21 protein-coding genes are annotated in these 20,970 nt (G+C 69.7%); 9 read left to right on the forward strand and 12 right to left on the reverse strand.

Translation table 11 applies throughout. The features are described from left to right. Nucleotides 1-333: 333 nt before the first annotated feature. Nucleotides 334-1,257 carry a M23 family metallopeptidase gene (locus MRBLWH3_RS16365; RefSeq protein ID WP_363434153.1) on the reverse strand — a complete coding sequence of 308 codons (924 nt, stop codon included), beginning with the start codon at nt 1,255-1,257 and terminating at the stop codon, nt 334-336. A gap of 312 nt (nt 1,258-1,569) precedes the next feature. Then, nucleotides 1,570-2,271, reverse strand: a complete 702-nt coding sequence (locus tag MRBLWH3_RS16370; protein ID WP_363434156.1) for a metal-dependent transcriptional regulator — start codon at nt 2,269-2,271, stop codon at nt 1,570-1,572. Nucleotides 2,272-2,416: 145 nt separating this feature from the next. Between MRBLWH3_RS16370 and serC the strand changes: the two genes are divergently transcribed. After that, nucleotides 2,417-3,532 carry a phosphoserine transaminase gene (gene serC, locus MRBLWH3_RS16375; RefSeq protein WP_363434159.1) on the forward strand — a complete coding sequence of 372 codons (1,116 nt, stop codon included), beginning with the start codon at nt 2,417-2,419 and terminating at the stop codon, nt 3,530-3,532. Here the strand turns inward: serC and MRBLWH3_RS16380 are convergent. Genes MRBLWH3_RS16380 through MRBLWH3_RS16390 form a run of 3 tightly spaced genes read right to left on the reverse strand, consistent with a single transcriptional unit; the run spans nt 3,508 to nt 4,975 of the window. Beyond that, nucleotides 3,508-3,813, reverse strand: coding sequence for a hypothetical protein (locus tag MRBLWH3_RS16380; RefSeq protein ID WP_363434162.1), 306 nt, complete (start codon nt 3,811-3,813; stop codon nt 3,508-3,510). The genes serC and MRBLWH3_RS16380 overlap by 25 nt on opposite strands. A 12-nt stretch (nt 3,814-3,825) precedes the next feature. Further along, complete coding sequence (locus MRBLWH3_RS16385) at nt 3,826-4,608, reverse strand: DUF3027 domain-containing protein (protein WP_363434164.1); 783 nt, start codon at nt 4,606-4,608, stop codon at nt 3,826-3,828. Then, nucleotides 4,592-4,975, reverse strand: a complete 384-nt coding sequence (locus MRBLWH3_RS16390; protein ID WP_341997857.1) for a cold-shock protein — start codon at nt 4,973-4,975, stop codon at nt 4,592-4,594. Before MRBLWH3_RS16390 ends, MRBLWH3_RS16385 begins: the two co-directional genes overlap by 17 nt. A gap of 194 nt (nt 4,976-5,169) precedes the next feature. On the opposite strand from MRBLWH3_RS16390, the gene MRBLWH3_RS16395 reads away from it, so the two are divergent. From MRBLWH3_RS16395 to MRBLWH3_RS16405, 3 genes are read left to right on the forward strand one after another with little or no spacing between them, the layout of a single operon-like run. After that, nucleotides 5,170-5,433, forward strand: coding sequence for a multidrug ABC transporter ATPase (locus tag MRBLWH3_RS16395; RefSeq protein WP_363434167.1), 264 nt, complete (start codon nt 5,170-5,172; stop codon nt 5,431-5,433). Nucleotides 5,434-5,438: 5 nt separating this feature from the next. Further along, a complete protein-coding gene (locus MRBLWH3_RS16400) occupies nt 5,439-7,166 on the forward strand; it encodes a helicase-associated domain-containing protein (RefSeq protein ID WP_363434169.1) in 1,728 nt (575 codons plus the stop codon). A gap of 45 nt (nt 7,167-7,211) precedes the next feature. Continuing rightward, complete coding sequence (locus tag MRBLWH3_RS16405; protein WP_363434172.1) at nt 7,212-8,852, forward strand: DNA repair helicase XPB; 1,641 nt, start codon at nt 7,212-7,214, stop codon at nt 8,850-8,852. A gap of 54 nt (nt 8,853-8,906) precedes the next feature. Here MRBLWH3_RS16405 and MRBLWH3_RS16410 read toward each other — a convergent pair whose 3' ends face one another. Then, nucleotides 8,907-10,694, reverse strand: a complete 1,788-nt coding sequence (locus tag MRBLWH3_RS16410) for a bifunctional metallophosphatase/5'-nucleotidase (RefSeq protein ID WP_363434175.1) — start codon at nt 10,692-10,694, stop codon at nt 8,907-8,909. 202 nt (nt 10,695-10,896) lie between these two features. Here MRBLWH3_RS16410 and MRBLWH3_RS16415 point away from each other — a divergent pair, with 202 nt between their 5' ends. Then, on the forward strand, nt 10,897-11,445 hold the full coding sequence (locus MRBLWH3_RS16415) for a TetR/AcrR family transcriptional regulator (protein ID WP_363434178.1): 549 nt from the start codon (nt 10,897-10,899) through the stop codon (nt 11,443-11,445). A 19-nt stretch (nt 11,446-11,464) separates the two neighbouring features. Here MRBLWH3_RS16415 and MRBLWH3_RS16420 read toward each other — a convergent pair whose 3' ends face one another. The 3 genes from MRBLWH3_RS16420 to MRBLWH3_RS16430 are packed head-to-tail and all read right to left on the reverse strand — an operon-like array spanning nt 11,465 to nt 14,297. Continuing rightward, nucleotides 11,465-12,172, reverse strand: coding sequence for a pyrimidine reductase family protein (locus tag MRBLWH3_RS16420; RefSeq protein WP_363434181.1), 708 nt, complete (start codon nt 12,170-12,172; stop codon nt 11,465-11,467). Further along, nucleotides 12,172-13,080 carry a dihydropteroate synthase gene (folP, locus tag MRBLWH3_RS16425; RefSeq protein WP_414685383.1) on the reverse strand — a complete coding sequence of 303 codons (909 nt, stop codon included), beginning with the start codon at nt 13,078-13,080 and terminating at the stop codon, nt 12,172-12,174. The genes MRBLWH3_RS16420 and folP overlap by 1 nt, the downstream gene beginning before the upstream one ends. Next, nucleotides 13,077-14,297, reverse strand: coding sequence for an NAD(P)/FAD-dependent oxidoreductase (locus tag MRBLWH3_RS16430; protein WP_363434184.1), 1,221 nt, complete (start codon nt 14,295-14,297; stop codon nt 13,077-13,079). Before MRBLWH3_RS16430 ends, folP begins: the two co-directional genes overlap by 4 nt. 213 nt (nt 14,298-14,510) lie before the next feature. On the opposite strand from MRBLWH3_RS16430, the gene MRBLWH3_RS16435 reads away from it, so the two are divergent. From MRBLWH3_RS16435 to MRBLWH3_RS16450, 4 genes are all read left to right on the forward strand, one after another. Further along, nucleotides 14,511-15,200 (forward strand): helix-turn-helix transcriptional regulator, encoded by a 690-nt coding sequence (locus MRBLWH3_RS16435; protein ID WP_363434187.1) that lies wholly within the window; start codon nt 14,511-14,513, stop codon nt 15,198-15,200. A 63-nt stretch (nt 15,201-15,263) separates the two neighbouring features. After that, nucleotides 15,264-15,956 carry a response regulator gene (locus tag MRBLWH3_RS16440; RefSeq protein ID WP_116196168.1) on the forward strand — a complete coding sequence of 231 codons (693 nt, stop codon included), beginning with the start codon at nt 15,264-15,266 and terminating at the stop codon, nt 15,954-15,956. 148 nt (nt 15,957-16,104) lie between these two features. Then, nucleotides 16,105-17,736 carry a sensor histidine kinase gene (locus MRBLWH3_RS16445; protein WP_363435585.1) on the forward strand — a complete coding sequence of 544 codons (1,632 nt, stop codon included), beginning with the start codon at nt 16,105-16,107 and terminating at the stop codon, nt 17,734-17,736. A gap of 141 nt (nt 17,737-17,877) precedes the next feature. After that, complete coding sequence (locus tag MRBLWH3_RS16450) at nt 17,878-18,165, forward strand: WXG100 family type VII secretion target (RefSeq protein WP_363434191.1); 288 nt, start codon at nt 17,878-17,880, stop codon at nt 18,163-18,165. Nucleotides 18,166-18,245: 80 nt separating this feature from the next. Here the strand turns inward: MRBLWH3_RS16450 and groL are convergent, their stop codons facing one another. The 3 genes from groL to MRBLWH3_RS16465 all read right to left on the reverse strand — a co-directional run bounded on the left by groL (nt 18,246) and on the right by MRBLWH3_RS16465 (nt 20,868). Then, nucleotides 18,246-19,865 (reverse strand): chaperonin GroEL, encoded by a 1,620-nt coding sequence (gene groL / locus MRBLWH3_RS16455; RefSeq protein WP_363434194.1) that lies wholly within the window; start codon nt 19,863-19,865, stop codon nt 18,246-18,248. Between the two features lie 189 nt (nt 19,866-20,054). Beyond that, entirely contained in the window at nt 20,055-20,255 is a 201-nt protein-coding gene (locus MRBLWH3_RS16460; RefSeq protein ID WP_045298154.1) for a cold-shock protein, read from the reverse strand. 130 nt (nt 20,256-20,385) lie between these two features. Further along, nucleotides 20,386-20,868, reverse strand: coding sequence for a LytR C-terminal domain-containing protein (locus MRBLWH3_RS16465; RefSeq protein ID WP_363434197.1), 483 nt, complete (start codon nt 20,866-20,868; stop codon nt 20,386-20,388). Nucleotides 20,869-20,970 lie beyond the last annotated feature (102 nt).

Here is a 20,970-nt window from a genome sequence, read left to right on the forward strand (position 1 = left end):
TCTCGGTTATTCGACTTGCGCGACGATCAAGGGCGCAGGGGCATGAAAAAAGGCGCTGTCTACAGACAGCGCCCTGGCGCCACGGCAATGCCGCGGCATCCGCTCGTGCAATGCCGAAGGACGAGGCGTCCAAGCGCATCCATGGTTCGGATGCGTGGTGTGCAGCCCATCGGCTCCCTCCGCTCTCTCAGCGTCGAATCCCAGGGTAACCCACCGCGACACGCCCGGGGCGCGGCGAGACTGAACGGCTGATGGCGTGTCGGGTAACGAGAAAGCGAACGGATGCCCCGGCCGGGGCATCCGTTCGCTTCTGTGATTGCAGAGGTCTGTGTGTCAGCCGGCGTTGGCCTGCAGCCACGCCCACGGGTCGACGACCGAGCCGTTGATGTGGACTTCGAAGTGCAGGTGGCACGCGGTCGAACTGCCGGTGCTGCCGACGAGGCCGATGAGCTGGCCGGCCGAGACGGACTGGCCGACCGAGACCTGACGGCTGCCGTACGTCATGTGGCCGTAGAGCGAATTGACCTGCTGACCGCCGATGACGTGATCGATCGAGACCGCCACGCCGTAGCCGCCGTAGCTCTCCTGCGAGACCTTGACGACGCCGGCGGCCGTCGCGTAGATCGGCGTGCCGCACGACGTCAAGAGGTCGACGCCCTGGTGATACCCCGAATCCCACAGGCCGCGGCCCTTGGTGAAGTTGAGGAGGGGCCAGCGCACCTCGCCGGTGCCCGGCGACGTGAGGGCGATGTTCGTCGGAACCGTGGAGCGCGACTTCGCCGCCGAGGCGGCAGCCGCCGCCACCTGTCGGGCACGCTCGGCGGCGGCCTCTTCGGCCTTCTTCTTCTCGATCTCTTCCGCGGTGGTGGCCGCGTAGCTCTCGCGCGACAACTCGCTGGCATTCGCGTCTGATGCCGCGACGAACGTCTGCGCATCGTCGACGGCCATCTGCTGGATCGTCTTGGAATCCTCCACCACAGCGGTGGCACCCGCGGCGAACGCGGGGATCGCGACCGTGGCGACGAGACCGCCCACCATCGTCAGCACCACGAGGCTGCGCAACGGCTTCACCACCCGGCCCTTCTTCGACGAGGACGCCGATGCGGAGGGACGGGTTCCCGCCCGTGCTGCCGTCGCCTTCGCGGGCGCGGCGGCGCCGAAGCGTCGCACGGGGGTCTTCCGATTGCGCGCACGACGGTTCTGGTCCGCCGCGGCACGCTCGGGTACGTTTGCGTGCGACTCGATCTCTTCAGCCAAACTGGTCCTCCGGCGCCTCTGCGCCGGGGCGCCTGGCTCGTCGGCACTCGATGTCGGGGCACGATGTGCGGGCTTCACCACATGTGGACGACGAGCCGGTGAGGCAATCCACGCGGGGTCCTGTCGGCGGGCTTCTGGCCTGGTGGACTTTTCGAGGCTACCCGAAGGTCACGTTTATGTCACGCTCCGCGCCTGGCAATCTCCGCACAGTGCGTCACGAGGGCTTACGGAATGCGGCATCCGGTGCCCTCACGCGGCGCCAGGAGCAGACACACCGCGGTGAGCTTCGCCCTTCAGGGGGACGCGCCCGCCTCAGCGGACGTCGTCGACGAGGAAGATGTGCGACGCGATCTCGACCGGCAGCTCGAGGCCCTCGTCGCTGCCCTGCATCTGAACGAGCACGTAGCCCTCGTTGTAGCGATAATCGCCGACGGCGCCGGGGACGACGCCGGCGCCCTTCAGCTGCTGCAGCAGTTCGGGGTCGACCTGCGCGGGCTCGGCGAGCCGGCGCACGGTGCCGGTGATCGGCTCACCCGCATCGTTGAGCCGGCGCACCAGGCCCACGACACCCTGTTCGAAGCCGTTCGTCGGCGCGTCGCCGAGCTGATCGAGCCCGGGGATCGGATTGCCGTACGGCGACTCGGTCGGGTGACCGAGCAGTTCGACGAGGCGGCGCTCGACCTGCTCGCTCATGACGTGCTCCCAGCGGCAGGCCTCTTCGTGGACGTAGGCCCAGTCCAGGCCGATGACGTCCGACAGCAGACGCTCGGCGAGCCGGTGCTTGCGCATGACGTCGACGGCCTTCTGCCGGCCGGCGTCGGTGAGCTCGAGGGTACGGTCCTCGGAGACGACGACGAGTCCGTCGCGCTCCATTCGCCCGATCGTCTGCGACACCGTCGGGCCCGAGTGGCCCAGGCGCTCCGAGATGCGCGCCCGCAGCGGCACGATGTTCTCCTCCTCGAGCTCGAGGATCGTGCGCAGGTACATCTCAGTGGTGTCGATCAGGTCGGTCATCGCGGTGTCCTCAGCGGTCTCAAGGGGCTGAGGAAAGCCTATCCTCTGCGCTGGACGCCGAGGCCGGGTCGGCGGCCGGGGCCCCACGGCGTCACGACGTGTCACGGGGGCGGGGCGGGGGTGCGCGCGTCTCTAGAATCGACGCATGGCACACGTTCTTCTGCCCCGTGAGATCCTGCCCACCGACGGACGGTTCGGCTGCGGCCCGTCGAAGATCGCGTCCGCGCACCTCGAGGCGCTCGCGGGCCCAGGATCGGCGCTCCTGGGCACCTCGCACCGCCAGGCCCCGGTCAAGGACCTCGTCGGCCAGGTGCGCGCTGAGCTGGCACAGCTGTTCCGTCTGCCGCACGGGTACGAGGTCATCCTCGGCAACGGCGGATCGACGGCGTTCTGGGATGCCGCAGCCTTCGGCCTGATCGAGAAGCGCAGCCAGAACCTCGTCTTCGGCGAGTTCGGCGGCAAGTTCGCCGCCGCGGCGAAGACCCCGTGGCTCGATGCCCCCGACGTGCGCAAGGCCGAACCGGGCACCCGCACCGTCGCCGAGGTCGTCGAGGGCGTCGACGTGTACGCCTGGCCCCACAACGAGACCTCGACCGGCGTCGCAACCCCGGTCGTGCGTGTGCACGGCGACGACGGCGCACTGACCGTCATCGACGCGACCAGCGCGGCGGGCGGCATCGACTTCTCGGTCCACGAGGCAGACGTCTACTATTTCGCGCCGCAGAAGAACCTCGGATCTGACGGCGGACTGTGGTTCGCGCTCGTGTCACCGGCCGCGATCGAACGCATCGAGCGCATCGCGGCATCGGGTCGCTACATCCCCGAGTTCCTGAGCCTCAAGAACGCGCTCGACAACTCGCGTCTCAACCAGACCCTCAACACCCCGGCGCTGGCGACGCTGTTCCTTCTCGACAAGCAGCTCGACTGGATCCTGTCCTCGGGCGGCCTGCAGTGGGCCGACGCCCGCACGCACGAGTCGTCGCAGGCGCTCTACGACTGGGCCGAGGCATCCGCCTTCGCGACGCCGTTCGTCGCCGACGCCGGCGACCGCTCTCCCGTCGTCGTCACGATCGACTTCGACGAGTCGGTGGATGCTGCGGCCGTGGCGAAGAGCCTCCGCGCCAACGGCATCGTCGACACCGAGCCGTACCGCAAGCTCGGGCGCAACCAGCTGCGCATCGCGACGTTCGTGTCGATCGACCCCGAAGACGTGCGTCAGCTCATCCGCTGCATCGACTACACGGTCGAGCGACTGGGCTGAGCCGCCTCGTGGGCCCCGTCCGCGAGCGGCGACGGGGCCGGTGACAGCACCGGAGACACCAGCGCCTCGATCGCGAATTCCGAGGTGTCGAAGCCGGCGGGTTCGAGCTGCCCGCGGGTCCGCCTTCGCGCGACGACGTGCTGCGCAGCGCACGCTTCCATATCGCCGACGCGGCGGTTCTCACGGCGGTGCCGGCCGAACCCGCGGTCGAGCGACGCTGAGGGAACGCGAAAGGGTGGATCCCACCGAGCCGTGGGCGGCGGGATCCACCCTTTCGTCATGTCTGGAGGAGGTCAGACGTCTTCGGGGTCGGGGTCCTCGTCGGAGTAATCCTCATCGGAATCCTCCTCGTCCTCGCCCTCGCCCTCGTCGTCGTCGTCGTCGAAGTCGTCCTCGTCGGAGTAGTCGTCCTCATCCCCGTCGTCTGAGTCGTCGTCGTCGAAATCCTCGTCGGAGTCGGAGTCGTCCGAGTCGTCCTCGTCCGAGTCGTCCTCGACCTCGGCGTCGGCGAGCTCGTCGATGTCGACGCCGTCGACGTCACCGGCGTGGAGGATGGGCGAGCCGTCCTCGTCGAAGTCCGACGGGTCGAGGTCATCGTCGTCCTCGAGCTCCTCCTGGTCCTCGTCCTCGTCCTCGTCGGCGTGCGCGGCCTCCGCCAGGGCGGCCTGCGCGGCGTGGTAGTCCGCAAGTCGCACGGCCCACGGCACCCAGTCGGGGGCGAGCAGCGCGCCGTCGCCGGGAAGGAGCTCGACCTCGAGCACGGTGGGCTCGGCGTCGTCGACGCGCGCGAGACTGACGGTCCAGAACCAGCCCGGGTAGCCCGCGAGGCGATTCGCGAACCGCAGCGAGACGACGCCGTCGGCCTCGACGCGGTAGCCCGCGGGGTCGCCGATCGTGACCTCGGGCGTGATCTCGCGGAGCGCGGCGAGCGCCAGATCATGCGCCGCCAGGAGCTGGGCGTCGGGATCGGCCGGCGCGACGACCTCCACGACCTCGACGACCTCAGCGGTCTCAGATGCCTCGACGACGCCGACGACGTCGACGACGCTCTCGGTCGGGTCAGGCGTCGAGTTCATCGGCGACCTTGCGCAGGACCGCGGCGACCTTCTTGGCGTGCGCACCGCTCGGGTAGCGACCGTGACGGAGGTCTCCGCCGATGCCGTCCAGGAGCTTCACGAGGTCCTCGATGATGATCGCCATGTCGTCGGCGGGCTTGCGGGCGCGCTTCGCCAGGCTCACCGGGGCCTCGAGCACGCGCACCGAAAGGGCCTGCGGGCCGCGCTTGCCATCGGCGATGCCGTACTCGAGGCGAGTCCCCGCCTTGGGCGCGGGCGTGCCGGGCGGAAGGGCAGTGGCGTGCAGGAAGACGTCCTGACCGTCTTCGGAGGAGATGAAGCCGAACCCCTTCTCCTCGTCGTAGAACCTGACCTTGCCGGTGGGCATGGAAACCTCGCTGGATCGGCGTCCGCGACGCGTCGCGGACGAAACAGAGCATGACGAAACCGGGGTCTTCCAACCCCGCCTCCCAGCCTAACGGCACGGCGTCCGCCGCGACCCCATGGCGCAGCATCCGTCATCAACCATCACGGTCGCGCGTGCTGACCGCGGCGCGGGCACCAGCGAGTAGGCTGGTGCGGATGAGCACGAACCCTTCCGGCGACGTTCCCGTCCGCCGCATCGACCGCATCCTGGCCTTCATGTCACTGGGCCTGCTCGTGCTCTCGATCGTGAGCTTCTTCGCGATCATGATCGCCTCCGCGTCCGGTGCCGACATGAGCACCGGCATCTGGCCGCTCATCGGCGTACTCGTGTACATCGCCCCCATCGTCGCGTTCGCGATGCTGCTCGCAGTCCTCATCATGAGCTTCGTGCGGAGGGCCCGGGCGAACCGAGGGGGCTGACCAGGTTGGTCTCCGACGCGCGCGCCCTGGCGACGCGGCTCGCCGAGCTCGGCGATGCCGCGCTCGCCATGACGCTCGCGGCGCGCGGTGTGTCGCCGCAGGCGGGCTGGCACGACTTCTTCGATGCCGCCGAAGGCCTGCTCGATCCCGCGTCCATCGACCGGGCCCTGACGCACCTCGACCGCGACGACCTCCTCGCCCTCGTCGCGCACAGTGCCGGCGCCGATGGCGAACCCGCGCGGCTCGCTCTCACCGACGCGGACGGCACGCCGTACGCGGCCGTCGCGGAGCGGGTGGCCGCTGCCGCCGCCGCCGCGCCGGACGCGTTCGCCGCTACGCCGGCGACCACCGAGCCGGTTCCCGCCGATGCCCGCACGGCCGCCGCCGCTGCGGAGCGCGCGTTCACCACCGCGGGTTCGCTCGCCGACGTTCTGCTCCTGTGCTCGCACACGCCGCTCGTCCGCACCGGCGCGGGACCTGTGAGCGCGGTGGACCGCCGACGTCTGATGGACGCGGGAGCCCTCGAGTTCGCCGACGACCTCGAGGATCTGCTCGCCTCGGCGTCCGCCGCCCGCCTTGCGACCGCGCATGAGCGCGAGTGGACCGTCACCGCGGCCGGCGAGAGGTGGCTGAAGGCCCCGACCGCGGATCGGTGGGAGGCGATCGCCGCCGGTCTTCGCGCGAGCCTTCCTCGCGGGCTGCGCACGTCGTCGCACGGCTTCCTCTCGCCGGATGCGTGGCTGGGCATCTACCCCCTCGACCCCGAGTGGCCCGCGCGTGCGGAACGACTGCACCGCATCGGGGTGCGCTGGGGGCTGTTCGCCCCCGACCGCTCCCCTGCCGAGTTCCCGTGGACGACGGCGCTCCGGGCCGGAGGGCGTGCGGATGCCGCCACCATGGCGCCGTACCTGCCCGCCGAGATCGATCGGGTCTACCTGCAGGCCGATCTCACGGCGATCGCCCCCGGCCCGCTCGCGCCCGCCCTCGACCTGCGCCTGCGCTCCATCGCGGTGCGGGAATCGCGCGCCCAGGCATCGACCTATCGCTTCACGGCGGAGTCGATCGGCGCCGGCATGACCGAGGGCGAGACGGCCGGGTCGATCCGCGACTTCCTCGCGGGCCTGTCGCTCACCGGCATCCCGCAGCCCCTCGCCTACCTCATCGAGAGCACGGCGGCCCGGCACGGCCTGGTGCGGGTGCGCGCCGACGAGGCCACCGGCCGCACCCGCGTCGAGAGCCCCGACGCCGGCCTCCTCGACGCGATCACGGTCGACCAGGCGCTGCGGCCGCTGGGTCTGCTCGTGCTCGAGGGCGACGACGCGCTCTCGTCGCGCGTCGCCCGCGACGCGGTGTACTGGACCCTCGCCGACGCGCGCTACCCGGTCATCGCCGTCGACGCCCGCGGCGTGCCCGAGTCGATCCACCGCCGGACCGCCGCGACCGCGTCCGAGCCGGCCGCCTCGCCGCAGCACGCCTACGCCCGCCTCATCGGAACTCTCCGCGGCGGACACGGCACGGACGGCGAGTCCGGCTGGCTCGAACGCGAACTGGAGCAGGCCGTGCGCGCTCGCGCCGAGATCGTGGTGGTCGTGCGCATGCCCGACGGCTCCGAGCGGTCGTTCACCCTCGAGGCCGCCGGTCTCGGCGGCGGGCGCCTGCGCGGACGCGACCGCGCCGCCGACATCGAGCGCACGCTGCCCGTGTCGAGCATCGTGAGCGTCCGCGGGGGCTGAGGCCGCAGCATCCGTCCTCCGCCTGCGCCGGTAGACTGATCCGTTATGGCTGACGGCCCCCTCATCGTCCAGAGCGACCGCACCGTGCTCCTCGAGGTCGCGCACCCCGATGCCGAGAGCGCGCGGCACGAGCTCGCGATCTTCGCCGAGCTCGAGCGCGCCCCTGAGCACATCCACACGTACCGGATCACGCGGCTCGGGCTGTGGAACGCGCGCGCCGCCGGCCACGACGCCGAAGACATGCTGGCGACCCTCGAACGGTGGTCGCGCTTTCCCGTGCCGCCGTCGGTGTCGATCGACATCGCCGAGACGGTGGGCCGTTACGGTCGCCTCGTCATCGAGCGGAACGACGACGGCGAGCTGATCCTGCGGTCGACGGATGCTCCGGTCCTGGCGGAGGTGTCGAAGAACAAGCGCATCCAGCCGCTGCTGATCGGGCGTCCCTCCCCCGACTCGTTCGTCATCGACGCGTGGGCGCGCGGCCAGATCAAGCAGGAGCTGCTGAAGATCGGCTGGCCCGCCGAGGACCTCGCCGGCTACACGCCGGGGACGCCGCACCCGATCGACCTCGCCGAGGACGGCTGGCACCTGCGGCCGTACCAGCGACAGGCCGTCGACATCTTCACTCAGGGCGGGTCAGGCGTCGTCGTGCTCCCCTGTGGCGCGGGCAAGACGCTCGTCGGCGCCGCCGCGATGGCCGACACGAAGACCACGACGCTGATCCTGGTGACCAACACCGTCAGCGCCCGCCAGTGGCGCGACGAGCTGCTCAAGCGCACGTCGCTCACGGCCGAGGAGATCGGCGAGTACTCGGGCCAGACCAAGGAGATCAAGCCGGTCACGATCGCGACGTACCAGATCCTCACTGCGAAGCGGAAGGGAGAGTACGCGCACCTGGCTCTCCTCGACGCCCTCGACTGGGGCCTCATCGTGTACGACGAGGTCCACCTCCTCCCCGCGCCCGTCTTCAAGCTGACCGCCGACCTCCAGGCGCGCCGCCGCCTGGGCCTCACTGCGACCCTCGTGCGCGAGGACGGTCGCGAGGGCGACGTGTTCAGCCTCATCGGACCCAAGCGGTTCGACGCGCCGTGGAAGGAGATCGAGGCCCAGGGCTTCATCTCCCCCGCCGTCTGCTACGAAGTGCGGGTGGACTTGCCCGCCGGCGACCGCCTCGAGTACGCCGCCGCGGCCGACGACGAGCGCTACCGCCTGGCCGCGACCGCGCCGGCGAAGATCGGCGTCGTGCGCGACCTGGTGGCGCGCCACGAGGGCGAGCGAATCCTCATCATCGGCCAGTACCTCGACCAGATCGACGTGCTCGCCGAGGCGCTGAACGCCCCCAAGATCACCGGGCAGACGCCGATCGACGAGCGCGAGGAGCTGTACCAGGCGTTCCGGGTCGGCGAGATCTCGGTGCTCGTGGTGTCGAAGGTCGCGAACTTCTCGATCGACCTGCCCGAGGCATCCGTCGCCATCCAGGTGTCGGGGTCGTTCGGCTCGCGCCAGGAGGAGGCCCAGCGCCTCGGACGCCTGCTGCGGCCGAAGCAGTCCAACCACACCGCGAGCTTCTACACGCTCATCGCCCGCGACACCGTCGACCAGGACTTCGCGCAGAACCGCCAGCGGTTCCTCGCCGAACAGGGCTACGCGTACACGATCCTCGACGCGCACTCGCTCGCGGCCTGACCCGCCACCGAGAAGGCCCGGCGCCGAAGCGCCGGGCCTTCCGCGTGTGCGCGGTTACGGCACCAGGGTGATCCGGTCCAACGGCCCGGGCGTGTAGGGGCTGTTGGCGCCCAGGTACGCGGCGAACGCGTCGATGTCGAGCCCGCCGTAGTACACGTTCTGCGCGTCCCTGAACGTGCCGAACCCGTCCCCGCCGCCGGCGAGGAAGTTGTTCGTCACGACGCGGTACACCGCGTCGTCGACCAGGGGCTGGCCGTTCAGCATGACCGTGCCGAGCGTGAACGTCGTGGCCGTGCTGCCCGAGTAGGTGTACGAGAAGCCGTCGCTGACCTGCAGCACCTTCCTCGCCGCCGGCGTGTTCGCTCCGCTCCACTGCGCTTCCAGAAGATCCCTGATCTGCGCGCCCGTGAGGTCGAGCGAGACCAGGTAGTTGTTGAAAGGCTGAACGGTGAACGCCGCGCCGTAGGTGACTTCGCCGGCCGCGTTCGGCACGAGGTCTGCGCGGATGCCGCCCGGATTCATCAGCGCCAGCTGCGGCTGGGCGTACGGCCCCACCACACTCGGATCAGCCAGTTGCGCGTCGGCGATCAGATCGCCCAGCGGCGATTCCCCAGCTGAGTTCTGCGTGCGCGTGATCGTACCGGACACCGAACCGATGACCTCGTTGGCGATCGGAGCGACGAGGGTCGTGTACTTCTCGATGAGCGCGGTCTCCGTCGGGTCCTTCGGCACATCGCGCGTCACGACCATGTTGGCGCTCGTGACGGTCGTGCGCACGATGTCGGAGGTGCGCCGATCATACGTGAGGTTCGTCTCGGTATAGAGACGGCCGAACGACGACGCCGAGGTCACCATGCGCGGCTGACCATTCGGATCGGGGATGTTGCACACATACGGCGCGTGCGTGTGCCCCGAGACGATCATGTCGATCGCGGGATCGAGGTTCTGCGCGATCGGGATGATGGGGCTTCCCTCATCGAGCCGCGCGCCATTGCCGCAGGCGGCGTTGTACACCCCCGAGCCGACGGGCGTGCCGCCCTCGTGGAGCAGCACGACGATCGCGTTGACTCCCTGGGCCTTCAGCACCGGCACGAGCGCGTTGGCGGTCTCCACCTCGTCCTTGAACTGCAGGCCCTCGACGCCGGCCGCGGTGACGATGTCGGGAGTGCCCTCGAGCGTCATGCCGATGAAGCCGATCTTCGCGCCCTTGATCTTCTCGATCGAGTAGGCGGGGAGGATCGTGTCGTTCGTGCCCTCGTAGACGACGTTGGCCGCGAGGTAGTCGAAGTTGGCGCCGGGGAAGACCTCGCCGTCCGGGCAGGAGTTCTGGTTGAGCGCACCGTCGCCGTCTTCGATGCAGCCCCCGTTCGCCATGCGCTGCAGCTCCAGATAGCCCTCGTCGAATTCGTGGTTGCCGACGGCCGAGACATCGAGCTTGAGCGCGTTCATGGCGAGGATCGACGGCTCATCGTGGAACGCGCCCGACAGCAGCGGCGTCGCACCGATCAAGTCGCCCGCCGCAACGGTGAGGGAGTAGGGATGATCCTCGCGAGCCTGGGCGAGGTGGGTCGCGAGGTACTCGACGCCGCCGGCGGGTTGAATCTCGCCGCTGGGAAGCGTGATGTTGCCGCCCGAGCCGCTCGGGGGCTGCAGGTTGCCGTGGAAGTCGTTGAACGACAGCAGCTGGATGTCCATCGTCGGGCCGTTCGGCGTGTTGCCGCCGTTGTTGGGCCCGGTCGGCGGTGCAGCCGATGCGGCTCCCGGCCCGATCATGGCGACCGCGAGCGCGGTGGCGGCGATGACCGCTCCTCCCGCCAGTCGTGCCGTCGATGTCTTGCGCATGTGCACAGAACCCTCCCGTTTTCTGGCGGACGGCTCTGCCCGCCGAGATGCACGCGTCCTCGTGGGCGCGATCACGAGAAACCTAATACAGGCCCTGCGGATGCGACAGCGGGGATCGGTCAACGTCACGAAACCGGAACGATGCAGGCGACCAAGAGCGCTACTACTTCTGCAGTATCCACTCTTCACCTACTGTCGATGCATGGCATCCACCCGCGATCGCGCGCTCGACGCTGCGCTCGCGCTCGTGGGCGAGCAGGGCATCCGCGCGCTGACGCACGCTCGGGTCGACGAACGCGCCGGCCTGCCGAAGGGGTCGGCATCGAACTGGTTCCGGACCCGCGATGCGCTCGTCGCGGGGGTGGTCGCATGGCTCGCGGAAGCCGAGCGGGCCGAGTTCGCCGCCGCAGCCGCGCCCCCGGTCGAGACGCCCGAACAGTTCATCGAGGCGCTCAGCACCATGATCGCTTTTCAGACCGGGCCACGCGCTTCACGTACGAGAGCGCGCTACGCACTGTTCCTCGAGGGCGCGGGTGATCCCGAGCTGCTCGCCCCGCTCCTCACCCAGCGCCGGCTCTTCGTCGAGTGGACGATCGCCCTGCTGGGGCGGATCGGCGCCCGCTCTCCCGATGAGGCGGCGCGTGCTCTCATGGCCGCGGGCGACGGGCTCGCCCTGCACCGGGTCACCGTGGATCCGGATGCCGAGATCCGGCCGATCGTCGAGCGCGCTGTTCGCGCGTGCCTCGACTGACCGATCGCACCGGCCCGCGTCACGACGCGACGTAGCGGAGGAACACGAAGCCTTCGTGGTCGGTCACGACACCCGCGAGTTCGAACCGGCGGTCCGACTCGGCTGCGCCCTGCACGATGCGCCCGGCGTCTCCCCCGACGAACCGGGGCGCCAGTGTGACGCACACCTCGTCGACGAGGTCCGCCTCCAGCAGTGCGCCGAAGAGGTGCGGGCCACCCTCGCACAGCACCTGCGTCCAGCCCCGCCGCGCGAACGCGTCCAGCATCGCGGCGAGTTCGACCTTTGGATCGCCGCACGCCAGCACCGTTGCCACTGATTCGAAGCGCCCGCCGTCGGCCGCGGCGGCAGCATCCGTCGTCACGATCACGGGCTTGCGCACCGCGTCGGCGAAGACCGAGTCGGCCGGGTCGAGATGCAGCCCACCACTCACCACGGCGAGCGCGGGCTGGTCGTCGAGGCCCCGCGCACGGCGCCACCCGGCATCGGCCTGATCGACTTTCAGTCCGCCATAACCCTCGGCGCGTACGGTTCCGGCCCCGACCAGCACGACGTCGGCCATCGTCCGCAGCACCTGCATGAGTGCACGGTCGGTCTCGCCACCGAGCGCACCGCTGCGGTCGTCGAGCGTGACCGCGCCGTCGGCACTGGAGACGAAGTTCATGCGCACGCGTGTTCCGTCGCGCCCGTGCAGCGCGTACGCATCGAAGAGCTCGGAGCGCGTGGGCATCAGTCGTTCCCCTCGGGCCGGGTGTTGTGCAGCTCGTACGCCGGATCGCGCCAGCCGAGGATCGCCTCCACCATGCGCATCGCGTCGACCGTCTCGCGCACGTTGTGCGCGCGCACGATGCGCGCGCCGTTCAGCGCGCAGAACACCGCGGCCGCGAGCGAGCCGGGCAGGCGGTCGCCCTTCTCGCGATCGAGCGTCTCGCCCACGAAGTCCTTGTTCGACAGCGCCACCAGCAGCGGTGCGCCGAGCCCGGCGAGTTCGCCCAGCCGCCGGGTGAGCTCGAGGGTCTGCCGCGTGTTCTTGTTCAGGTCGTGCCCAGGGTCGAGCACGATGCGCGAGTCGGGGACGCCGTGCTCGCGCGCCCGCTCGCGCCGCGCGACCAGGAACTCGGCGATGTCGCCGATCACGTCGTCATAGGACGGGAGCGGATGCTGCGTCCGCGGCGCTGCGAGACTGTGGGCGATGACCACCCCGGCGCCGCCCTGCGCGACCACATCGGCCATCGCCGGATCGTGCAGGCCCGTCGTGTCGTTGATGATCGCAGCGCCCGCCTCGATCGCCGCCCGTGCGACCTCGGGGTGGAACGTGTCGACACTCACACGCGCGACCGGTGCAAGCTCCCGGACGACCGGCACGACGCGGGCGATCTCCTCGGCGACCGGCACCGCCGGCCCGGGCGCGAACTTCACGCCACCGACGTCGACGATCTCGGCACCGGCCTCTGCCGCGGCGAACCCTGCGGCGACCGCCGCGTCGAGCGCGAACGTCGAACCCCGGTCGTAGAACGAGTCGGGTGTACGGTTCACGATCGCCATCACCGCGATGTGCCGCGACAGGTCGAGCGCACCTCCTGGCAGGTCGAGCACCGGTGCGGCCAGGGCCGAGGCATTGCCGGGAGCGAGCGTCACGGCAGGAGATCCTCCAGGGGCGCGTCGGAGTCGCGGAGCCGGTCCGGGTCGATTCGGACTCCGGAGCGGATGAGGTCCTGCACCTTGTCGTTCACGTCCCACACGTTGACGTTCATGCCCGCGACGATACGGCCGTCGTCGACCCAGAACGCGATGAACTCGCGGGCGTCGAGATCGCCGCGCACCACGATCTCGGCATCCGTCATCAAAGGTGCGTAGCCCGACAGCTCCATGCCGAGGTCGTACTGGTCGGTGTAGAAGTACGGGATCTCGTCGAAGGATGCCGGCTGCCCGAGCATCGACTTCGCCACGACCTTTCCCCCATTCAGCGCGTTCGCCCAGTGCTCGCTTCGCAGGTGCTGCTGCAGCACCGGGTGGTAGGCGTTCGCGACGTCGCCCGCCGCGTACACGCCGGGCGCGCTGGTGCGCAACGCCGCGTCGGTGAGGATCCCGCCCAGGATGTCGAGCCCCGCCTCCTCGGCGAGAGCCGAGTTCGGCGCGGCCCCGACGCCCACGAGCACCAGGTCGGCGGGAAGCGTCTCGCCGTCGACGACGACACCCTCGGCGCGGCCGTCGCCGACGATCCGATCCACGCCGACCGACGTGCGGAGGTCGACGCCGTGCTCGAGATGGAGACTCCGGAACACCTCTCCCATCTCGGCGCCGAGCGCCATCGCGAGCGGCACGGCGTCACGCTCGAGGATCGCGACCTCGTTGCCGAAGCCGCGGGCCGTGGCGGCGACCTCCATGCCGATCCAGCCCGCGCCGATCACGACGAGCCTTTTGCCGCCTTCGCGCAGCTGCGCCGCGAGCTCGTCCGAGTCGTCGAGACACCGCAGTGTCATGACTCCGGCCAGATCGTGTCCGGGCAGCGGGACCATCCGCGGCGTGGCGCCCGTGGCGAGCAGCACCGCGTCGTACGTCACGCGCTCGCCGTCGTCCAGCTCCACCGCGTGCGCGGCGGGCTCGAGCGAGGTGACCGCCACTCCAGTGAGGAGTCGGATATCGTGCTCGTCGTACCACTCGGTGGGATGCAGGATGACGGCGTCCAGCCCCTCATCACCCGCGAGGTACCCCTTCGACAGCGGAGGCCGCTGGTAGGGCGGATGCGCCTCGGCGGCGACGACGGTGATGTCGCCCTCGAACCCCTCGTCTCGCAGCGCCTCGGCGGCTGTTCCGCCGGCGAGGCTTCCCCCGATGATCAGCATGTGGCTCATGGCGACTCCTCTCGTCGATGGTGTACGTCAGATCGGACGCGTTGCGAGGAACCGCGCCTGCACAGCGAGGTCGGCGGCGAGCGCGCCGCGGAATGCCGTGGGCGACATCATCCGCACCCCTTCGTCCTGAGCACGATCGGCTCGCCTGGGCCCGACGCTAGAACTCTCAGATTCTTTTGTCAAGGTTCCTGCTTTTAGAGGTAGACTCACGCCGTGAGCACCCTCACCCCCAACCGCGCCGAGGCGGTCGCGGCACTCGCCGACCCGCAGCGCCGCGAGCTGTACCGCCTCGCGGCCGAGCGGCCGATCGGCCGCGCCGAGGCCGCGGACGCGCTCGGAATGCCGCGGAGCACGGCAGCGGTGAACCTCGATCGATTGGCGGATGCCGGACTCCTGACGGTCTCGTACGAGCGGCGTTCGGGTCGCACAGGGCCCGGCGCCGGCCGCCCGGCGAAGCTCTACCGAGCAGCCGACGCCGAGCTCGCCGCCACCATCCCGGAGCGGCACTACGAACTGGCGGGCGAATTGCTCGCCGCCGCGGCGGAGAAGGCCGACGAGCGCGGGGTGCCGGTGCGAGACGCACTCGACACCGAGGCCTTCACCGCGGGCGCAGCGATCGGCGCCCGATGCGCCGATCTCGAGGAGGCCCTCACGCTGTGCGGCTACGCGCCCCGCGCGAAGCACGCGGTCGCCCCGGACAGCGCAGGGGACGCGGCATCCGTGGATCTCGTGCTCGAGAACTGCCCCTTCCACACCCTCGCCACCCGGCACACCGCCCTCATCTGCGGAGCGAACCTGGAGCTCGTGAAGGGGCTCGCGACCGCGACCGACGACGCGCGGACGCCCGTTCTCGCGCCCGCGGCGGGCGGCTGCTGCGTCGAGATCCGCCAGAGCGGCGGTTGACGGATTCCGGCAGAGTCGCCCGATATCCAGGCACCGCATCGATTCCGCCGACATAATGGGCGCATGACCGCACCGCGCATCCTCGTCGTGGACGACGAACCGAACATTCGCGACCTGCTGATCACGAGCCTGCGATTCGCCGGATTCCAGGTGCGCGCCGTCTCCAACGGCGCCCAGACGATCTCGGCGGTGCTCGAGGAGGAGCCGGACCTCATCATCCTCGACGTGATGCTGCCCGACATGAACGGCTTCAGTGTCACCAAGCGCCTCCGCGGCGCCGGCTATACCGCCCCCATCCTGTTCCTCACCGCGAAGGACGAGACCGAAGACAAGATCACCGGACTCAACGCCGGCGGCGACGACTACGTCACCAAGCCCTTCAGCCTCGACGAGATCGTCGCCCGCATCCAGGCGATCCTGCGCCGCACGATGCAGGCCGACGAGGAGTCGATGATCCGTGCCGGCGAGATCACGATGGACCAGGACACCCACGACGTGCAGGTGGGCGACGCGTCCATCGACCTCAGCCCCACCGAGTTCAAGCTCCTGCGCTACCTCATGCTCAACCCCAACCGCGTGCTGTCGAAGGCTCAGATCCTCGACCACGTGTGGGAGTACGACTTCAACGGCGACGCCGGCATCGTCGAGAGCTACATCTCCTACCTGCGTCGCAAGATCGACCCGCACTCGTCCGAGCCGCTCATCCAGACCAAGCGCGGCTTCGGCTACATGCTGAAGGCCGGCAAGACGGCATAACGCGGGAGCGAACGAGGGGGACGATCTGGCGCACAAGCCCGACGCGATCACCCGGTGGTGGCGCGGCACGAGTCTGCGCGCGAAGGTCACCGGGGTCACCGTCGCGCTCCTCGGGATCGGGCTCATCGCCGCCGGCGTCGGCACCGCGCTGTTTCTGCGCAACTCGCTGATCGACGGCGTCGAGACCCAGCTCATCGCACTCGGACGCCAGGAGGCCGCCGCACCGTTGCTCGAGTTCTCGTCCGTCGACGGACGCCTCGAGGTGGAGGAGAAGGAGGGCACCGCCGGGGCCGACTACTTCGTCGCCGTCTACGAGCCCACCCAGAAGGAGGACAACCTCCTCGCACTCGTCGGTGGTCGGGGCGGCCCCTCCCCCGACGTGCCCACCACGCTGACCCCCGAGCGGGCGGTGACGGAGGAGCTGCAGATCCAGCAGCTCCTGTCGGAGGACGGCGAGGCGGAGTTCCTCGCCACGGTGTCGAACCAGCAGTCCGAAGACACCGGCATCCTCTACCCCCAGATGGTGGCCGTGCCGCTGGCCCCGGTCAACCGCACGATCGCGCAGTACATCGGCATCTATTCGATCCTCGCGCTCGTGGTGCTCATCGCCGGCGCGGTGGCGACCCGCTTCCTCGTCACGCTGACGTTCCGCAGCCTCGGGCAGGTCGAGTCCACCGCCGACGCCATCGCGGCCGGCGACTTCAGCCTGCGCATGACCGACATCGAGCCGACGACGACAGAGGTCGGCCGCCTCAAGACCGCCATCAACGCGATGCTCGACCGCGTCGACGCGGCCCTCTCGCAGCGCGATTCGACCGTGCGCCAGATGCGCCGGTTCGTCGGCGACGCGAGCCACGAGCTGCGCACGCCCCTCGTGACCGTGCGCGGGTACGCCGAGCTGTACCGCATGGGCGCGATCCGCGGCGACGAGGACGTGGCGCAGTCCATGGAGCGCATCGAGAAGGAGGCGATCCGCATGGGCGTCCTCGTCGAGGACCTGCTCGCGCTCGCCCGGCTCGACGAGCGCCGCGATGTCGTCATCGGGCCCGTCGACCTGCGTCCCATCGCGCGGGACGCGGCCCTCGATGTGCGCGCCGCCTCGCCGATGCGCGCGGTCGCCGTCATCGACACCACGAACGACGAGCCCGCGCCGGAGCCCGAAGAAGTAGCATCAGAGCCGCCCGAGACGAAGCGCCGCGGGGGCGCGCCGTCGGCGAGGTCCCGAGCCGGTGCGACGCTGTCGCTGCTGCGCCGCCGACCGAAACCCGTGTCCGCGGCGGGGGCCGCGAGCGCCGTGCTCCCGCCGATCCTTCCCGACGCGGAGCCGCAGCCTTCCGCAGACAGCCTCCCGCCGGTCGTGCTCGGCGACGAGAACCGCATCCGCCAGGTCGTCACGAACCTGCTCGGCAACGCGCGGCGCTATTCGTCGGAGGACTCCCCCGTCGAACTGCGCGTCGGCGTCGATGTGCGCGATCGCTCGGGATGGATCGAGGTGATCGACCACGGGGAAGGCGTCCCCGACCAGATCAAGGACAAGATCTTCCAGCGCTTCTGGCGGGCCGACACGTCGCGCACGCGCGACACCGGCGGGTCGGGACTGGGCCTGTCGATCGTGGCCTCGATCGTCGAGGCGCTGCACGGATCCGTCGGCGTCGTCGACACGCCGGGCGGCGGTGCGACCTTCCGTGTGGCGTTCCCGCTCGCCGACGCCCGCGACTCCGCCGAGCACCTCGACCTGGAGACCCGGCCGATGGCGCGGCTCACCGACCTGGCGGAGTGAGCGCTTCCTCCCCAGCCGCCGCTCGCCCCGCATCATGCACAACGGACGACGGATGCCACGACCCCGCCCCGTCGGACGCCTAGCGTGGCTTCACCGCGGGTTTCGGCATCCGGCCGCCGCACGTCTGATCAGGAGCCCCGAATGGCCGTCTTCACCGTCGACAGCGACACCATCCTCACCTCCACCGCCACGGTGCGCGGCACGATCGACCGGCTGCAGGCCGAGTCGAACGCGATGCTCACGCAGCTCACACAGCTGCAGTCGTCGTGGACCGGCTCGGCATCGGCCGCTTTCGCGGGCGTGGTCGAGCAGTGGCGCGCGACGCAGCGTCAGGTCGAGGAATCCCTGGCGAACATCAACGCCTCGCTCGCGGCGGCCGGCCGCCAGTACGCCGACACGGAGGTCGCCACCACGAGCCTGTTCCGCTGACTCCCCCGGGACGGCAGAACGGCCCCTCCGCAAGGAGGGGCCGTTCTGTGGAACGCGTTACGCGGTCGTGGAGTTCTGGATCAGAAGTCCATGCCACCGGTCGGGTCGCCGACGGGAGCGGCGGCCTTCTCGGGCTTGTCGGCGACGACGGCCTCGGTCGTGAGGAAGAGGCCGGCGATCGACGCGGCGTTCTGCAGCGCCGAACGGGTCACCTTGGCGGGGTCGATGATGCCCTGCGCGAAAAGGTCGCCGTACTCGCCGGTCGCGGCGTTGAGGCCGTGGCCGAGCGGGAGCTCCGAGACCTTGTTCGCCACGACGCCCGGCTCGAGGCCGGCGTTGAGGGCGATCTGCTTGAGCGGAGCCTCGATCGCGACGCGCACGATGTTCGCACCGGTCGCCTCGTCACCCGTCAGCTGGAGGCTGTCAAGCGCCTTCTTGCCCGACTGGATGAGGGCGACGCCACCACCGGCGACGATGCCCTCTTCGACGGCGGCCTTCGCGTTGCGGACGGCGTCCTCGATGCGGTGCTTGCGCTCCTTGAGCTCGACCTCGGTGGCCGCGCCCGCCTTGATGACGGCGACGCCGCCGGCGAGCTTGGCGAGGCGCTCCTGGAGCTTCTCGCGGTCGTAGTCGCTGTCGGTGTTGTCGATCTCGCGGCGGATCTGGGTCACGCGACCCTCGATCTGCGACGCCTCGCCGGCACCCTCGACGATCGTGGTCTCGTCCTTGGTGACGATGACCTTGCGCGCACGGCCGAGCAGGTCGAGGGTGGCGTTCTCGAGCTTGAGACCGACCTCCTCGGTGATGACCTGGCCGCCGGTGAGGATCGCGATGTCCTGCAGCTGCGCCTTGCGACGGTCGCCGAAGCCGGGGGCCTTGACGGCGACCGACTTGAAGATGCCGCGGATCTTGTTGAGCACGAGCGTCGCGAGAGCCTCGCCCTCGACATCCTCGGCGATGATGACGAGCTCCTTGCCGTCCTGGATCACCTTGTCGACGACGGGCAGAAGGTCCTTGATGTTCGAGATCTTCTGGTTCGCGATGAGGATGTACGGGTCCTCGAAGACGGCCTCCTGGCGCTCCGGGTCCGTGACGAAGTAGGGGTTGATGTAGCCCTTGTCGAAGCGCATGCCCTCGGTGAGCTCGAGCTCGGTGCCGAAGGTCTGCGACTCCTCGACGGTGACGACGCCCTCCTTGCCGACCTTGTCGATGGCCTCGGCGATGAGCTGGCCGATCTCCGGGTCAGCAGCCGAGATCGACGCCGTGGCGGCGATCTGGTCCTTGGACTCGACCTCCTTGGCGGACTCGAGCAGCTCGGCGGTGATGGCCGCGACAGCCTTCTCGATGCCCTTCTTGAGCGAGATGGGGTCGGCGCCGGCCGCGACGTTGCGCAGACCCTCGCGCACGAGCGCCTGGGCGAGAACCGTAGCGGTGGTGGTGCCGTCACCGGCGACGTCGTCGGTCTTCTTGGCGACCTCCTTGACGAGCTCCGCACCGATCTTCTCGTACGGGTCGTCCAGCTCGATCTCCTTGGCGATGGAGACACCGTCGTTCGTGATCGTGGGGGCGCCCCACTTCTTCTCGAGCACGACGTTGCGACCGCGCGGGCCGAGCGTCACCTTGACGGCGTCGGCCAGGATGTTCAGGCCGCGCTCGAGGCCGCGACGGGCCTCCTCGTCGAAAGCGATGATCTTTGCCATGTGTGTGTCGTCCCTCCGGAACGTTGGCTTTGGGTATTAGCACTCAACAAACGTGAGTGCTAAATCATTCTGGCACTCGACCCTATCGAGTGCAAGCCGCCGAGACGGATGCGGAAACACCAAGAGACGGGACGCCTTTCGGCATCCCGTCTCCGGTGTCGGTTCAGCGCAGGGCGCTGAGCCGGACGTTCAGACGACGCGCACGGACTCGGCCTGGGGCCCTTTCTGGCCGGAGCCGACCGTGAACTCCACGGTCTGCCCCTCCTCCAGCACGCGGAAGCCCGACATGTCGATGTTCGAGTAATGGACGAAGACGTCCTGGCCATCGGCGACGGTGATGAAGCCGAATCCCTTCTCGGCGTTGAACCATTTCACGGTGCCCTGGGTCATGCGTATCTCCTGTTGCCGGCGGTGCAGGGCTTCATCGTATGCAGGCGAAATCGCGGCATCCGGCCGTTTCGTCACTTGTTGACATGCAGGCACACAAGTGTTTACCGGCGCGAAACACGCCAGAGGGGGGTCAGGGCGTAGGAGCCGGCGTCTGCCCCGCCGCCGTGCGGTCGAGGCCGATCACGACCGTGAGCTGGGGCACGCCCTCCGTGGTCGCCGGGTACGCCTCGCTCTGCTCGATCTCCGCGCCGCCGATGACTCCTGCCAGGCCCGCGGCAGCAGCCTGATCGGCGGGATCGACATAGAAGACCGTGGTCGTCGGGAAGTCCTGCGAGCCCGCCTCGCCCGCCGTGACCTTGTCGTCCGTCCAGCCCGCACCCACGACGACGTCCTTCATCTGCGTCGCGAGTCCCTGCTCGGGGGTCGCGTTGAGGATCATGACGTCGTAGTTCACGTCGATCACCGGAGTCACCTCGGGGACCGGCTCGACGGTCGGGGTGGGCGTGGGGACCAGCTCGATGCGGCCGGACGCCAGCAGGGTGCCGAAGATGCCGACGACGATGAGCACGACCGTCGCCAGCGCCGCCCACAGCAGCACGACCCATCCACGCATGCGCGGATTCTCGGCCCGGTGGGCGCCGACGCGGTCCGTCTCCGGCACATCGTCGAAACGATCCCGGGGAAAGCTGGTGGTCGGCACCCGTCGATGCTACCG

This window comes from Microbacterium sp. LWH3-1.2, from assembly GCF_040675855.1.
In the GTDB taxonomy this organism is placed as follows: domain Bacteria; phylum Actinomycetota; class Actinomycetes; order Actinomycetales; family Microbacteriaceae; genus Microbacterium.